Annotated in this window: 15 protein-coding genes; 10 read left to right on the top strand and 5 right to left on the bottom strand. The window is 64.9% G+C overall.

Going from position 1 to position 14,836, the window contains the following annotated elements; genetic code table 11:
- Positions 1 to 168 precede the first annotated feature (168 nt).
- On the bottom strand, positions 169 to 633 hold the full coding sequence (locus GPL20_RS36825) for a winged helix-turn-helix transcriptional regulator (RefSeq protein ID WP_157337336.1): 465 nt from the start codon (positions 631 to 633) through the stop codon (positions 169 to 171).
- A gap of 176 nt (positions 634 to 809) precedes the next feature.
- Here GPL20_RS36825 and GPL20_RS36820 point away from each other — a divergent pair, with 176 nt between their 5' ends.
- From GPL20_RS36820 to GPL20_RS36800, 5 genes are all read left to right on the top strand, one after another.
- Positions 810 to 1,547 (top strand): SDR family oxidoreductase, encoded by a 738-nt coding sequence (locus GPL20_RS36820; RefSeq protein WP_157337334.1) that lies wholly within the window; start codon positions 810 to 812, stop codon positions 1,545 to 1,547.
- A gap of 63 nt (positions 1,548 to 1,610) precedes the next feature.
- Positions 1,611 to 2,612: an NAD(P)H-dependent flavin oxidoreductase gene (locus tag GPL20_RS36815; protein WP_254126548.1), complete on the top strand. Its 1,002-nt coding sequence runs from the start codon at positions 1,611 to 1,613 to the stop codon at positions 2,610 to 2,612.
- A gap of 108 nt (positions 2,613 to 2,720) precedes the next feature.
- Positions 2,721 to 3,140 (top strand): hypothetical protein, encoded by a 420-nt coding sequence (locus tag GPL20_RS36810; protein ID WP_254126549.1) that lies wholly within the window; start codon positions 2,721 to 2,723, stop codon positions 3,138 to 3,140.
- Between the two features lie 293 nt (positions 3,141 to 3,433).
- Positions 3,434 to 5,008, top strand: coding sequence for an alkaline phosphatase D family protein (locus GPL20_RS36805; protein WP_157337331.1), 1,575 nt, complete (start codon positions 3,434 to 3,436; stop codon positions 5,006 to 5,008).
- 206 nt (positions 5,009 to 5,214) lie between these two features.
- Positions 5,215 to 6,033, top strand: a complete 819-nt coding sequence (locus GPL20_RS36800) for an aldo/keto reductase (RefSeq protein ID WP_157337328.1) — start codon at positions 5,215 to 5,217, stop codon at positions 6,031 to 6,033.
- Positions 6,034 to 6,100: 67 nt separating this feature from the next.
- On the opposite strand, the gene GPL20_RS36795 is transcribed toward GPL20_RS36800, so the two are convergent.
- Positions 6,101 to 6,331, bottom strand: a complete 231-nt coding sequence (locus GPL20_RS36795) for a hypothetical protein (RefSeq protein WP_157337326.1) — start codon at positions 6,329 to 6,331, stop codon at positions 6,101 to 6,103.
- Between the two features lie 95 nt (positions 6,332 to 6,426).
- Positions 6,427 to 6,879, bottom strand: a complete 453-nt coding sequence (locus tag GPL20_RS36790; protein ID WP_167533364.1) for a hypothetical protein — start codon at positions 6,877 to 6,879, stop codon at positions 6,427 to 6,429.
- A 158-nt stretch (positions 6,880 to 7,037) separates the two neighbouring features.
- On the opposite strand from GPL20_RS36790, the gene GPL20_RS36785 reads away from it, so the two are divergent.
- Positions 7,038 to 7,310 (top strand): helix-turn-helix domain-containing protein, encoded by a 273-nt coding sequence (locus GPL20_RS36785; RefSeq protein WP_167533363.1) that lies wholly within the window; start codon positions 7,038 to 7,040, stop codon positions 7,308 to 7,310.
- A gap of 122 nt (positions 7,311 to 7,432) precedes the next feature.
- Here GPL20_RS36785 and GPL20_RS36780 read toward each other — a convergent pair whose 3' ends face one another.
- Together GPL20_RS36780 and GPL20_RS36775 are read right to left on the bottom strand one after the other, a co-directional pair.
- Positions 7,433 to 8,665 (bottom strand): aminotransferase-like domain-containing protein, encoded by a 1,233-nt coding sequence (locus GPL20_RS36780; protein ID WP_157337320.1) that lies wholly within the window; start codon positions 8,663 to 8,665, stop codon positions 7,433 to 7,435.
- 90 nt (positions 8,666 to 8,755) lie between these two features.
- Positions 8,756 to 9,283: a DUF3124 domain-containing protein gene (locus tag GPL20_RS36775; RefSeq protein ID WP_167533362.1), complete on the bottom strand. Its 528-nt coding sequence runs from the start codon at positions 9,281 to 9,283 to the stop codon at positions 8,756 to 8,758.
- 67 nt (positions 9,284 to 9,350) lie between these two features.
- On the opposite strand from GPL20_RS36775, the gene GPL20_RS36770 reads away from it, so the two are divergent.
- The 4 genes from GPL20_RS36770 (at position 9,351) to GPL20_RS36755 (ending at position 14,807) form a co-directional block, all read left to right on the top strand.
- Positions 9,351 to 11,081, top strand: a complete 1,731-nt coding sequence (locus tag GPL20_RS36770; protein ID WP_157337316.1) for a cation:proton antiporter — start codon at positions 9,351 to 9,353, stop codon at positions 11,079 to 11,081.
- Positions 11,082 to 11,271: 190 nt separating this feature from the next.
- Positions 11,272 to 12,348, top strand: coding sequence for a 3,4-dihydroxy-2-butanone-4-phosphate synthase (ribB, locus tag GPL20_RS36765; protein WP_157337314.1), 1,077 nt, complete (start codon positions 11,272 to 11,274; stop codon positions 12,346 to 12,348).
- 132 nt (positions 12,349 to 12,480) lie between these two features.
- Positions 12,481 to 13,695, top strand: coding sequence for an acyl-CoA dehydrogenase (locus tag GPL20_RS36760; RefSeq protein ID WP_157337312.1), 1,215 nt, complete (start codon positions 12,481 to 12,483; stop codon positions 13,693 to 13,695).
- A gap of 185 nt (positions 13,696 to 13,880) precedes the next feature.
- A complete protein-coding gene (locus GPL20_RS36755) occupies positions 13,881 to 14,807 on the top strand; it encodes an MBL fold metallo-hydrolase (RefSeq protein ID WP_157337309.1) in 927 nt (308 codons plus the stop codon).
- Positions 14,808 to 14,836: the final 29 nt, after the last annotated feature.

Below are 14,836 nucleotides of genomic sequence, written 5' to 3'. Positions count from 1 at the left end.
AAATCCTCCATCCTTGGCCCCGAACACGCTTCACCGCTACTCACCCGAGGTGGGAGCCGTATGCGGGAAAGCCGCACGTACGGATCTGTGCGGGGGGCGCCCAGCAATGAGCGTCCCTACCGCGACCGTCGCAAGGGCTCCGCGCAATGACGGTGTTGAGCAGGAGCTTCACCCCACCGCCTCCTTCCGCCCCGGCCCCGCATGCACATGCACCTGCTTGGCATTCAGAGCCTCGCCGCATTCCGAGCATACCATCACGGGGTCGAACAGCTTGCCGCAAGTCTTGTGCTCGTGCAGCAGCGGACGGCCGCGCTCGTCGCCCATGTGGGTGTCGCCCCAATGCACCATCGCCATGATGATCGGGTAGAGGTCGAGGCCCTTCTGGGTGAGGATGTATTCGTAGCGCTTCGGCGCCTCGGAATAGGGGACGCGGCGCAGGATGCCGAAACGGACCAGCTTCTTCAGCCGCTCCGAGAGCAGGTGCCGCGTGATCTGAAGCGAGGACTGGAACGCTTCGAACCGCCGCACACGCAAGAAGCATTCGCGCAGGATCAGCAGCGTCCAGCGGTCGCCGACCACGGCGACCGTGCGGGAGAGCGAACAGGGCTCCTCGTCCAGCGTATCCCATTTCATGATGCGTCTCCGGCGTCGTAAGTCTGAAAAAGGAACTTACCTGAATGTTCAGCACAATTCGTCGCTGAGACTACCATTCGTTCGCCAAGTTTGACAGTTCTATTTTAGAACTATAGCCTCTCGCCAACACATGCCAGCCGCGCAGTTGCAGGCGCGGCGTACCGGAGGAGGCGACCTTGCCCAAGCGAAACGCGACAGCCGCTGTGATCGGGGCCGGCGATTTCATCGGCTCCGAGATCGCCAAGAAGTTCGCCGCGGAAGGTTTCTCGATCTTCGCCGGCCGTCGCAATGGCGACAAGCTCGCGCCGCTGGTGCAGGACATCGAGGCCGCCGGCGGCGAGATCCACGCCCGCTCGCTCGATGCGCGGAAAGAGGAAGAGGTCATCGCCTTCCTCAACGACGCAGACAAGCGTGCGCCGCTCGAAGTCTGCATCTTCAACGTCGGCGCCAACGTCAATTTCCCGATCCTCGACACCACCGAGCGCGTCTTCCGCAAGGTGTGGGAGATGGCCTGCTATTCCGGCTTCCTCGCCGGCCGCGAAGCGGCGCGATTGATGCTGCCGCGCGGCGGCGGCAACATCTTCTTCACCGGCGCCACCGCCTCCTTGCGTGGCGGCAGCGGCTTTGCCGCCTTTGCCAGCGCCAAGTTCGGTCTGCGCGCAGTGGCGCAGGCGATGGCGCGCGAGCTGGGGCCGAAGAACATCCACGTCGCCCATCTCATCATCGATTCCGGTGTGGATACCGAATGGGTGCGGCAGCGCCGGCTCGAGGCGCTCGGCCCCAACGCGCTCGACAATCCCGACCTCCTGATGCCACCGTCGTCGGTCGCGGATGCCTATTGGCAGCTCTATCAGCAGCCGAAGAGCGCCTGGACGTTCGAGATGGAGATCCGTCCCTTCGGCGAGAAATGGTGACCGCGGCACGAGACTGCGGCTAGACTGATCCGAATACAAACCGAAATCCCGGAGGAAGCTGACGTGAAGACTGCCATCACCGAACTGTTCGGCATCGAACACCCGATCATCCAGGGCGGCATGCATTTCGTCGGCTTTGCCGAGCTGGCTGCCGCAGTCTCCAATGCCGGCGGGCTCGGCATCATCACCGGCCTCACGCAGAAGACGCCCGAGCTGCTCGCGAAGGAAATCGCGCGCTGTCGCGACATGACCGACAAGCCGTTCGGCGTGAACCTCACCTTCCTGCCGACTTTCTCGGCGCCGCCCTATCCGGAATACATCGCCGCGATCGTCGAGGGTGGCATCAAGGCGGTTGAGACCGCGGGGCGCAGCCCGGAAGCCTACATGCCGGCGCTGAAGGCGGCCGGCATCAAGGTGATCCACAAATGCACCTCGGTGCGCCATTCGCTCAAGGCCGAGCGGATCGGCTGCGACGCCGTCAGCGTCGATGGTTTCGAGTGCGGCGGTCACCCCGGCGAGGACGACATTCCCAACATGATCCTGCTGCCGCGCGCGGCGGAGGAGTTGAAGATCCCGTTCGTCGCCTCCGGCGGCATGGCCGATGGGCGCAGCCTCGTCGCGGCGCTGTCGCTGGGCGCGGCCGGCATGAACATGGGCACGCGCTTCATCGCCACCAAGGAGGCGCCGGTGCATCAGAACGTGAAGAACGCGCTGGTCGCGGCGACCGAGCTCGACACCCGCCTGATCATGCGGAGCTTGCGCAACACCGAGCGCGTGCTGAAGAACGCCAATGTCGACCGCCTGCTCGAGATCGAGCACGCGAAGGGCGACAAGCTGACGATCGACGACATTCACGACCAGGTCGCAGGGGTCTATCCGAGGATCATGATCGACGGCCAGATGGACGCCGGCGCCTGGAGCTGCGGCATGGTCGCAGGCCTCATCCGCGACATCCCGTCCTGCAAGGAACTCGTGGATCGGATCATGAGCGAGGCGGAAACCATCATCCGCAACCGCCTGCTCGGGTTCCTGGATGGGACTGGAACGGCGCGAAAGGTCGCCTAATTCCGCCAAACTTCTTAACCACGGCGGCAATCGGCCGCTGGAATTGCGCGTGACGCCTCCTAAATAGGGGTAAATTGTCCCTTTCATAATCAATTTCAGGAGGCGTCCGTGGTCCTGAAAAGCGTTTCGTTTGCGGTTGCCGTTGCCGTCGCGCTCGCATGGGGCGGCGCCTCGCGCGCCGATGACTACAAGCCCGGCGAGTATTTCGGCCTCGATCTGTCCAAGGCCGTGCTGTCGCCGAAGCGGCTCGGGCCGGAGACGCAATTCGCGCCGGTCGCTATGGAGGCGCGCGGTGGCAACGAGGCGCAGGCGCGCATTGAGCCGATTGACGTGCCGAAGAAGGTTGCCGCCGAACGCGTGCATGTCCCGGAGCCGAAGGTCGCGCATACGAAGAGCGCACAGCCGCGCGGCGCGGCGCGCGCGAAGCTCGCACATCGCCGCGGCAACCCGCTCGACGCCCAGGCGATGGACACGCGCATCCAGACCTGGCCGTGCCGCTCCGGCGGCATCTGCAACTGGAAGCGCTAGCTCAGCGATCTCTTCGCCTCTCCCCGCATGCGGGGAGAGGCCGGAATTCGAGCGAAGCTTGAATTCCGGGTGAGGGGGAGTCTCCGCGAGTCCAACTCTCGGCGTCCCGGCGGAGACTCCCCCTCACCCCAACCCTCTCCCCGCAAGCGGGGCGAGGGAGTGCACCGCAGCCGCGTCTGGAACTCGGCGTCATCCCTACGTCGTAAAACCGTAGGCGTGGAGTCAAGAAACCGTAAGGGTGGGAGTCAAGGAGCGCAGGCACCTTCCGTCGCGATTCGACGAAGGTCTCCTGAATGGCATCGCTCCGCGCCGCGCGGGCTTGGACCCGGCGGCAATTTCTGGTTCGCTCGACCTCCAGCCTCGCCATCGCCTCGCTCGGCACGCTCGCAACGCCGCATCTCAGCCGCGCCGCCGATCGCCCGCGGATTGCGGGCGGCATCCAGTCCGGCGACGTCTCGGACGGCTCCGCCGTGATCTGGGCGCGCGCCGACCGGCCCGCGCGGATGCAGGTGGAGTGCTCGACCGTCGAGAGCTTCAAGACGATCATCGCGTCGGCCTCCGGCGATGCGCTGCCCGATGCCGATTTCACCTCGAAGCTGCTGCTGAACGATCTGCCGGCGGGGCAGGACATCTTCTATCGCGTGCGCTTCGACGACATCGCGACCGGCATTGCCGGCGAGGCCCGCGTCGGCCATTTCCGCACCGCGCCGGCCGCCAGCCGGTCGATCTCATTCCTGTGGTCGGGCGACGTCGCGGGACAGGGCTGGGGCATCGACATTTCACGTGGCGGCTATCGCAGCTATCGCACCATGCTGGACAACCGACCCGACTTCTTCATCCACTCCGGCGACCACATCTACGCCGACTGTACGATTCCTTCCGAGCAGCAGCTGCCGAACGGCGAGACCTGGCGCAATCTCGTGACCGAAGAGAAAGCCGAGGTCGCGCATACGCTGGCGCAGTTCCGCGGCAACTACAAATACAACCATCTCGATGAGAATTTTCGCGCCTTCCACGCCGAGGTGCCGATGTTCGCGCAATGGGACGATCACGAAGTGACCAACGACTGGTCGCCGACCGGCAGCTACGATGAGGCCGGCTTCGAGGACGACGGCACGCCGCGCCTGGTCGCGCGCGCCCGCCGCGCCTTCTTCGACTTCATGCCGATCCGCGACATCGGCGCGCGGCAGGGCCGGGTCTATCGCAAGATCGCTTACGGCCCGCTGCTCGACGTCTTCATGATCGACATGCGCAGCTATCGCGACAATAGCTGGAACAAGGGTGACGATCACCGCGGCTGGCTTCTTGGCGCCGAGCAACTCGGCTGGCTCAAGCGGGAGCTGGCCGCCTCGCGGGCGACCTGGAGGGTGATCGCAGCCGATTTGCCGATCGGCCTGGTCAGCCTGGACGCCGTTGCGCTCGGCAACGGTGCGCCTGACCGGCGCGAGCACGAGATTGCCGATCTTCTCGCCTCGATCAAACGCGCCGGAATCCGCAACATCGTCTGGCTCACTGCCGACATGCACTACACCGCCGCGCATTACTACGATCCGAACAAGGCGCAATTCCAGGATTTCGAGCCGTTCTGGGAGTTCGTCTCCGGCCCGCTGCATGCGGGCACCTGGGGCCCGGGCGAGCTCGATGACACCTTCGGCCCGGTCGCGATGTACCAGAACGGCTGTAGCGCCGCGCAGGGCGAGAACCTGGCGCCGTGCTTCGGCTTGCAGTTCTTCGGCCGCGTCGACATCGACGGCGCGACCGGCGTGATGACGGTGACCTTGAAGGATGTCGGCAACCGCGACCTCTGGTCGGTCGATATCGTGCCCCAGCCAGAGGCGCGCCCGGCCGTGGTGGCGCAGCATTCGTGAGGGGCGGACAAGTTCTCCGACGTCATGGCCGGGCATGATGGTGGGCAGGCGTCGTGCGCCCCAAAAGCTAACCCGATCTTGATTGGCCGGCCCGCGCCTCCCGCGCTATCATCGCTGCTCCCGCCACTTCTTTTCCATCACCGAAGAGTCCGTCGCTGCGGCTGCGCCGCGAGCCTGGCGGGATGAATGACGTCAGGAGCTGTTTCATGGACCATCTGAAGACACAGGGCATCAGCATGCCCAAGCTCGGCCTCGGCACCTTCCGCATGCAGGGCGATGCCTGCCGCGCGGCGGTCGAGAGCGCGCTCGCGATCGGCTATCGCCACATCGATACCGCCGAGATGTACGCCAACGAGGAGCCGATCGGTTCAGCCATCGCCGCTGCGCGCGTGCCGCGAGCAGAGCTCCACGTCACGACGAAGGTCTGGCATGAGAATCTGGCGCCGGATGCGATCCGCCGCGCCTTCGACGCCAGCCTGAAGAAGCTCCGGCTCGACCATGTCGATCTCTATCTCGTGCACTGGCCGTCGCGGGCCGCGAACTGGGGCGCGGTGTTCGAGACCCTGATGAAGCTGAAGGAGGAGGGACGTACGCGGGCCATCGGCGTTGCCAATTTCACCACGGCGCTGCTCAAGACCGCGGTCGAGGACATCAGGGCGCCGATCGCCTGCAACCAGGTCGAATATCACGCGATGCTCGATCAATCGAAGGTGCTGGCCTTTCTCAAGGCCAAGTCGATCCCGCTGGTCGCCTATTGTCCGCTGGCGCAGGGGCGCTTCGCGACCGATCCGGTGCTGGCTGAGATCGGCGCCAGGTACAACGCGACCGCCGCTCAAGTGGCGCTGAAATGGCTGCTCGACCAGGACGGCGTCGCGGCGATCCCGAAGGCGTCGCGCCGCGAGAGCCAAAAGGCCAATCTCGACGCGCTGAAGATCACGCTTGACGAGGCCGACCGCAAGAAGATCGCGACGCTGTCGAAGGACAAGCGCTGCGTCGATCCGGGCTTCGCGCCGGCCTGGGATTAGCGACGAGCGCTCGCATACGCAAAGAAATGGCCCCCGCGAGGGGCCATTTCCACGTTTGCGTTGCGCATTAGTCCCAGTGGTGGTGGCGATGGCTGCGCTTGATCACGACGACCCTGTCGCCGCGATGGTGCCAGCCACGATGCCAGCCGCGGTCGTGATGCATGCGGTACTCGGCGCGCGCGCCGTACGGGCCGTGATGATGACCGCGCTTGATCACCACCGTCTCCGCACTTGCCAGCGTCGGCGCCGCAACCGCGAGCGCACCGAGAGCGGCAACCACATAACCAAGCTTCTTCATGATGTCTTCCTCCAGTCGAATGCACATCTAAACCGCGCATCGCTGTGAACGTTCCGGAGGAACTGCGGGAGAATTCTGAATGGATGTTCAGATGATCAATCGCAGCGTTGTTGTGTGAGCGTCGGCGTGCCCGTGGCAACGTATTTGCCGTCCCTGATCGTGTACTCGCCGCGCTCGCTGCGATTGTAGATCGCGCGCAGGCTGCCGTCCTCCTGCAAGAAGAGACCAAATTCGCGCGTCTGATGCAGCGAGGGGAAGAACACCATCACATTGAGCAGGCCTTCGGCGTTGACCGTGGCGGAGACGACCTCGTTCTCGTCCCTGGCGTCGCCGAAATTGCGCCGGTACATCACCCGGCCGTCCTTCCTGATCTCGTAAGTCAAGAGCGCGCCCTTGTCGCGATCGGGCCGAGCCGCGCAATCGACCGCCCATGAGCCGAGCAGGCCCCATTGTTCGACCGTCACCGCAAGCGTCTCGGCACGCGCCGTGGACGCGAGCGCAATCCACAGCACCGCAGCTGCGATCCAGCGGCTCGAACAACGCGACATGTCCTGGCAGGCCCCACCTCGAAGAATTCCAAAGTGTAGCATCCCGCTCGCGCTCGTCCACGGCAGCCGACGATCGCGCGCGAATTTGATCCGCGTCAATGAGGCCGGCCGTTTCGGGGGTAGGATGGCGCTTCCCGAAGGCGAACGTGGATAGACCAATGCTGAATCAAGTCATGGATTTTGCGGGCGAAGTGCTGCCGGGGAGCTGCGCCGTGCCACCCTATTCGGAGACCGCGTTTCTGGCTGAGCTGGGCGACCGGCTGCGGACTTCGCGCACCCGCTGCGATCTGTCGCGCCGGGAGCTTGCCCGGCGCTCCGGAATCTCCGAGCGCTACATCGCGCAGATCGAGGCCGGCAAGGGCAACGTCTCGATCGTCCTGTTGCTGCGGCTGGCTTCCGCGATCCACGGCAGCCAGCCCCAGGCGGCTTGAGAAGGCGGCCTCAAGCTAGCCTTGGAGCATGATCCGGAAAAGTGTGAAGCGGTTTTCCGAATAGATCATGCTCAAACAATAATCTAAAGCGCGATGACGATTCGTCCCAATCTCATCGCGCTTTAGGCCTGCTTCTCCACGTTGGCGCTGCGGGCCGGCACGCCGAACTCGCGGCGGCAGACTTCGGCCAGTACGGCGACGCCCTCGCGGATCTGCTGATGTGAAGGGCTCGCAAAGCACAGCCGCAGGCGCGAACTGGAATGGCCCTTGTTGGTCGACCATTCCGGTCCCGGATTGATCGAGACGCCGGCCGCAAGCGCTGCCTGATACAGTTTCAGCGTATCGACCTGGTCGGGCAGCTTCACCCACAGGAAGATGCCGCCCTTCGGCTCCTCGAACTCGGCCGCCGTGCCGAACTGCTCGTTGAGCGCTTCCATCAGCGTGTCGAGCTTGGTGCGCAGCGCCTTCGTCAGGGCCGGCACATGGGTCGAAAAATGCGGCTTGCAATAGGTGGCCAGCACCATCTGCTCCAGTGCGCCGGAGCCCGCATCCGTCTTCAGCGCCAGCATCCGCGACATCACATCCCATGGCGCCACGATGAAGCCGACGCGCAGCGCCGGCGCGATCGACTTCGAGAACGAGCCGATATGGATCACCCCACCGTTCGGGCTCATCGCGTAGATCGCGGGCGGCCGCTGTCCCGACCAGACGAGGTCGGCATAGCAATCGTCCTCGAAGACCGGCACGCCATATTCGGCCGACAGCAGCAATAGCTCGGCGCGCCGGCTCTCCGGCATGATGCTGCCGGTCGGATTCTGCACCGTCGGGATGGTGTAGATGTATTTGGGCCGGATGCCGCGGCTCCTGAGGTCGGCCAGCGTCGCGGCCAGCACATCCATGCGCATGCCGTCCTTGTCGAGGGGAATGCCGACCACGTTGACACCCAGTCGTGCCAGGCGGGTCAGCGCTCCCTGATAGCTCTCCTGCTCGACGATCACGGTGTCGCCGCGCGCCAGCAGCGTGTTGTTGACGAGGTCGAGCGCCTGGAGCGAGCCGGAGACGATCAGGAGGTCGTCGACGGTGCAGGCAATGCCGGCATCGCGCTTGAGCTTGGTGACGAGGAATTCGCGCAAGGGCAGATAGCCCTGAGGTCCATGCGCCAGCCCGTACGTCGCAAGCGACCGGCCCTCGCGCTGCAAGGCGAGGTTGGTCGCCTCGATCAGGCCCTCGAGCGGCACCTGTTCGGAGTCGTTGTTGCCGCCGACGAAGCTGTATTTGGCAAGGCCCGTCCAGCGCGCAGAGGGGGCCGGCAGCCCTGCCGGAAACAGGGGCGCGAAATCGAAGCTGGACGTCATGGGGATTTCCTCGTTTCTTGTCTCGTTGAGCGGGGCGGCGTTGCGCCGGCCAGCGTTGCTTTTCTTGCCGGCCGCCCGGATGGGGCGGCCTTACTTCTTGCCGGCCGTCCGCGTCGGACGACCCTGGCTGATGAAAGCGTAATGCGCATTGGCGACGCCGCCAACCATCAAAGCCTCGGCCACCGGCTCGGCGATCTCGCCGGTTGCGGCCCAGTCGACGAGAAAATTGGCTCCCGTCCCGCCGCGCACGTCGTCGGTCGGAATGAAGATCGAGACGGTGGCGAGCGGCTTCAAGGCGACCGGAGCCTTCAGATAGCTCTCGACCAGCTTGCCAGCGGTGTCGAAATAGGCGATGCGCTTGACCACCAACGGCTGGGTCTCGGAGGCGTTGTGCACGCTCAGCGTCACCGAGAAGTCGACGCGCAGCTTGCCCTGGCTCATCGCAACGCTGGAATAGGCCGGCACATAGAAGCCACCGGCGACGGCGAGCTCCTCCTTCGGCAGCGCGGTGAGCGAATCGGCAAAGCTTTGCTCTATGTTGATCTTGGATTGGGCTAGCGCGGGCAGGGCGGATGCGAGCGGGCAGAGCAGGACTATCAACCAGAGCATCATTCGCATGTGACGAATTGCTCGCTTGTCGCACCGCACTCCGTCTCTAGGGTGCGGCAAAACGGACCAATTTGGCATGCACGAACTCATTCGCGACATCACTCTCTGTATCCTGTTTGCCTGGATGTTGGGCCTGGTGGCCCATTTCTCCCGGCAACCCCTGATCCTGGCCTACCTTATCGCCGGCTTCTGCATAGGTCCATTCGGCGCCGGGTGGGTCAAGTCGCAGGAATCGATCAGCGTCATCTCCGAGCTCGGCCTGATCTTCATGCTGTTCATGATCGGGCTGGAGATCGACCTCAAGAAGATCGTGCGGGCGGGAAAGGTGATCCTGTTCGCGGCCGGAGGCCAGCTTCTCGGCGGCTGCCTGCTCGGGGTGCTGTTCTTCGTCTGCATCGGCCTGTCGCTCGGCGGCGGCCGTTTCGATGCGCTCTATCTCTGTGTCGCCTGCGCGTTGTCGAGCACCGTCATCATCGTCAAGGTGCTCTACGAGAAGCGCGAGCTCGACACGCTGCCGGGCCGCATCACCCTCGGCGTTCTCGTGCTCCAGGACATCTTCGCCATCCTGTTCCTGGCGGTGCAGCCGAGCCTTGCCAATTTGCAGGTCGGCGTCATCCTGCTCTCGATCGGCCGCGTCGCGGTGCTGGTGGCCGCCGCGCTGCTGGTCAGCCGTTACGTGCTGCCGCGCCTGTTCCACCAGATCGCCCGGCGTCCCGAGCTGATCCTGCTCGGCGCGCTCGCCTGGTGCTTTCTCGTCGCCGAGACCGCCGAGCGGTTGTCGCTGTCGCGCGAGATGGGCGCCCTGATCGCCGGCGTCTCGCTCTCGACCTTCCCCTATGCGCTCGACGTGACGGCCAAGGTCACCACGCTCCGCGATTTCTTCATCACGCTGTTCTTCGTCGCGCTCGGCATGACCATTCCCGTGCCCGGCCTTTCGGTGATCGGGCTGGCGCTGATGATCGCCGCGTTCACGGTGGTGAGCCGCCTCGTCACCACCTTCGCCCCGCTCTACCTGATGAAGCAGGGCCTGCGGGCCAGCCTGCTGCCGGCCCTGAACCTCGCGCAGATCTCCGAGTTCTCGCTGGTGGTGATCCAGACCGGTATCGCCGACCACCACATCGCGGCCGAGACGGCGAACGCGGCCTCCTTTGCCTTCGTGGTGCTGGCCGTGCTCTCGACCTTCGTGATGACGCGCAGCGACGAGATCACCCGCTGGGCGATCGGTCCCCTGAAGCGGATCGGCTTGCGCGACCTCGATCATGGCGGCGGACATGCCGAGGAAGGCCATGAGGGTGGGCATGGCGAGGCGCGCCGCATCGTCATCCTCGGTTTTTTCCGCGCGGCGAGCGCGCTTCTCGCCGAGATCGAACGCCAGGCCCCTGTGCTGCTGGAGCAGATCACCGTGGTCGACTTCAACCCCAATGTGTACCAGACCCTGCTTTCGCGCGACCTGCACGTGATCTATGGCGATATCAGCAATGTCGACACGCTGCTCCATGCCGGCGTTGGCAAGTCCGAGATGATCATCCTCAGCGTGCCGGATTCGCTGCTGAAGGGCGCCACCAATGAGAAGCTGGTCCGCCACGTCCGGGCGCTCAACCCGACCGCCCTGATCGTCGCGACCGCCGACCTGCTCGCCGACGTCGGCGAGCTCTATAAGGCGGGCGCCAGCTATGTCACCGTGACCCGGCTCAGCGATGCTCATGAGCTGTTCACGGTGATCGAAGCCGCCCAGGCCGGTCTTCTGGCCGACAAGCGCGCCGAGCTCGATCTGCGGCTCGGCGAGCGGCGCGAAGTGCTGCCCTGACGGCGCCCGGCCGCCTTCCTCTCCGGCTGTCAGCACCTATATCCCTGGTATCTTCGGTGCAAGCCTGAACCCACCCCGGCAGGCCTGCCGTCCGGCATATGTGGTTGCGCTGGGGAGACTAGCGCCCCGGCCCGAGTCCGGCTAAGGCGTCCGGCTAAGCCTCCCGGCCATAACCGATAGAGATTGGGAAATGCCCGATACCATTCAGGAAGTCTTGCAGGCCTTTGCCCGGGGCGAGCTCGTCGTCGTCACCGACGATGAGGACCGCGAGGGCGAGGGCGATCTGATCGTCGCCGCCTCGCTCTGCACCGCCGAGAAGATGGCGTTCATCATCCGCCACACCTCCGGCATCGTCTGCGCACCGGTGACCACCGAGGACGCGCGCCGCCTGCGCCTCGATCCGATGGTCGCCCACAACGATTCCGCGCACACCACCGCGTTCACGGTGTCGATCGACTACAAGCCCGATGGCGGCACCGGCATCTCCGCCGAGGAGCGCGCCTCCTGCTGCCGCGCGCTCGCCAATCCCAACGTCGGCGCCAACGATTTCGCCCGTCCGGGCCACATCTTCCCGCTGATCGCCAAGGACGGCGGCGTGCTGCTGCGCTCCGGCCATACCGAGGCCGCCGTCGATCTCTGCAAGCTCTCGGGGCTTCCGCCGGTCGGCGTGATCAGCGAGCTGATGAACGACGACGGCAGCGTGATGAAGGGCGAGCAGGTCGCCCGCTTCGCCGCCCAGCACAAGCTGAAGCACGTCACCATCGCCGACATGATCGCCTACCGCCAGGCGCGCGAGAAGCTGATCGAGCGGGTCTCGACCTTCGTCACCGAAAGCCCGATCGGCCCCTTGCAGGGCTATGCCTACCGCTCGCCGTTCGATTCCATCGCCCACGTCGCCTTCGTCTATAACGGGGTCGGCGACGGCAAGAACGTGCTGACGCGCTTCCACAAGCCGAACATCGTCAAGGACACCTTTACCGGCCACAAGCGTATGGCGGCCGTGCTCGAGCACTTCAAGAAATCCGGCCGTGGCGTGCTGGTCTATCTGCGCGATGGCGCAGCCGGTGTTCCCGTGGCGCCGCTGCCGAACGAGACGTCGACGGAGGCCGACCGCAACCGGCAGTGGCGCGAGATCGGCGTCGGCGCGCAGATCCTGCGCGATCTCGGCGTCACCTCGATCCGGCATCTCACCTCCTCGGTGCACGACTACAAGGGCCTGTCCGGCTTCGGCATCGAGATCGTTGCCAACGAGCAACTTGAAACCTGACGACGTCTTTTCCGGGGTCGCGCCGTTGCGCGCCCCGGAATGACCGAAACCAGGATGCAATTGCACTTGTTGCCACGGCGTTTTAATTTGTCGGGCAATTTTCAGACGGAACCAGATGCGAAAGGACGTTTCATGAGCGTGCGCCCTCAGGCCAAGGACAAGCCGGCTGCGGCTTCTTTCCAGTGGGACGATCCGTTCCTGCTCGACGAGCAGCTCACCGAAGACGAGCGCATGGTGCGCGACACCGCCCGCGCCTACGCCCAGGACAAGCTGCTGCCGCGCGTCTCCAAGGCGTATCTCGAAGAGAAGACCGACCGCGAGATCTTCAATGAGATGGGCGAGCTCGGCCTGATCGGCATCACGCTGCCGGAGGAATACGGCTGCGCCAATGCGAGCTATGTCGCCTATGGCCTTGTCGCGCGCGAGATCGAGCGGGTCGATTCCGGCTATCGCTCGATGAACTCGGTGCAGTCATCGCTGGTGATGTATCCGATCTACGCCTATGGCGACGAGAACCAGCGCAAGAAGTACCTGCCGAAGCTCGCCAGCGGCGAGTGGGTCGGCTGCTTCGGCCTGACCGAGCCGGACGCCGGCTCCGATCCGGCCGGGATGAAGACGCGCGCCGAGAAGGTCTCGGACGGCTATCGCCTCACCGGCAGCAAGATGTGGATCTCGAACGCGCCGATCGCCGACGTGTTCGTGGTCTGGGCCAAGTCGGCCGAGCACGACAACCAGATCCGCGGCTTCGTGCTGGAGAAGGGCATGAAGGGCCTGTCCGCGCCGAAGATCGGCGGCAAGCTGTCCTTGCGCGCCTCCATCACCGGCGAGGTCGTGATGGACGGCGTCGTGGTTCCGGAAGACGCGCTGCTGCCCAATGTCTCCGGCCTCAAGGGTCCGTTCGGCTGCCTCAACCGGGCCCGTTACGGCATCTCCTGGGGTGCGCTCGGCGCGGCCGAGGACTGCATGCACCGCGCCCGCCAGTACACGCTCGACCGCAAGCAGTTCGGCAAGCCGCTCGCCGCGACCCAGCTCGTGCAGAAGAAGCTCGCCGACATGGAGACCGAGATCGCGCTGGGCCTCCAGGGCTCGCTTCGCGTCGGCCGCCTGATGGACGAGGGCAAGTTCGCCCCCGAGATGATCTCGATCATGAAGCGCAACAATTGCGGCAAGGCGCTCGACATCGCCCGCACCGCTCGTGACATGCACGGCGGCAACGGCATCTCGATCGAGTACCACGTGATGCGCCACGTCCATAACCTCGAGACCGTCAATACCTACGAGGGCACCCATGACGTCCACGCCCTGATCCTCGGCCGCGCCATCACGGGCATTCAGGCGTTTTTCTAGACGCCGCGGGTTCCGAGGCTATTTGCCTTGCTCAACTGTCATCGTCCGCCCTGTGCGCAATTGCGCACTAGAGCGGACGATCCAGTATTCCAGAGACCTAGCCTTCGCCACAGACGCCGCGGCGTACTGGATACCCCGCCTTCGCGGGGTATGACGAAGAGTGTGGGGTACGAACAGGAAGTGCCATGTCCGACAACGACATCCCGTTCAACCGCAACTTTCCGCTGAAGGCCGGCGTCGTCGAGGAAGTCCGCCCCGGCGTGCGGCGCGTGCTCTGTAACAATCCGAGCCCGTTCACTTTCACCGGTACCGTCAGCTACATCGTCGGCAAGGGCAGCGTCGCCATCATCGATCCCGGCCCGGACGACGAGGCGCATGCGACAGCGCTGCTCGATGCCGTGCGCGGCGAGACGGTGAGCCATATCCTCGTCACCCACACCCACCGCGACCATTCGCCGAACACCGCGCGGATCAAGCAGGCGACCGGCGCTCCGGTCTATGCCGAAGGTCCGCACCGCGCCTCGCGCCCGCGCTTCGAAAGCGAGAAGCACAATCCGGAATCCGGCGCCGATCGCGATTTTGCGCCCGATGTCAGGATTGCGCATGGCGATGTCGTCGAAGGCGCGGGCTGGCGACTTGAGGCGGTGGCGACGCCCGGCCACACCGCCAACCATCTGGCGTTCGCCTGGCCCGAGCGGAAATTCAATTTCGTCGGCGATCACGTGATGGGCTGGTCGACATCGATCGTGGCGCCGCCCGATGGTTCGATGATCGACTACATGGAATCGCTCGATCGCCTCGCCGCGCGGGAGGAGGATCTCTATTTCTCCGGTCACGGCCCCGAGATCCCGGACGGCCCGCGCTACGTGCGCTTCCTGATCCGTCACCGCAAGGCGCGCGAGGCCTCGATCCTGCACCGCCTTGCCAAGGGCGAGGCCGACATCCCGACCATGGTGCGCGCGATCTATATCGGCATCGATCCGCGCCTCACGACGGCCGCCGGCTATTCCGTGCTGGCGCATCTGGAAGACCTCGTCGCGCGCGGCGTGGTGGCGACGGATGGCGATCCCGTAATCACGGGGACGTATCGGATAGGGGCGAATGGCGAATAGGGAGTAGTGAATAGGGAAGATGGTTTCCA

This window comes from Bradyrhizobium cajani, assembly GCF_009759665.1.
Taxonomy (GTDB): domain Bacteria; phylum Pseudomonadota; class Alphaproteobacteria; order Rhizobiales; family Xanthobacteraceae; genus Bradyrhizobium; species Bradyrhizobium cajani.
Note: the sequence above shows the minus strand (reverse complement) of the source record. Positions and strands in the feature narration are given on the sequence as shown.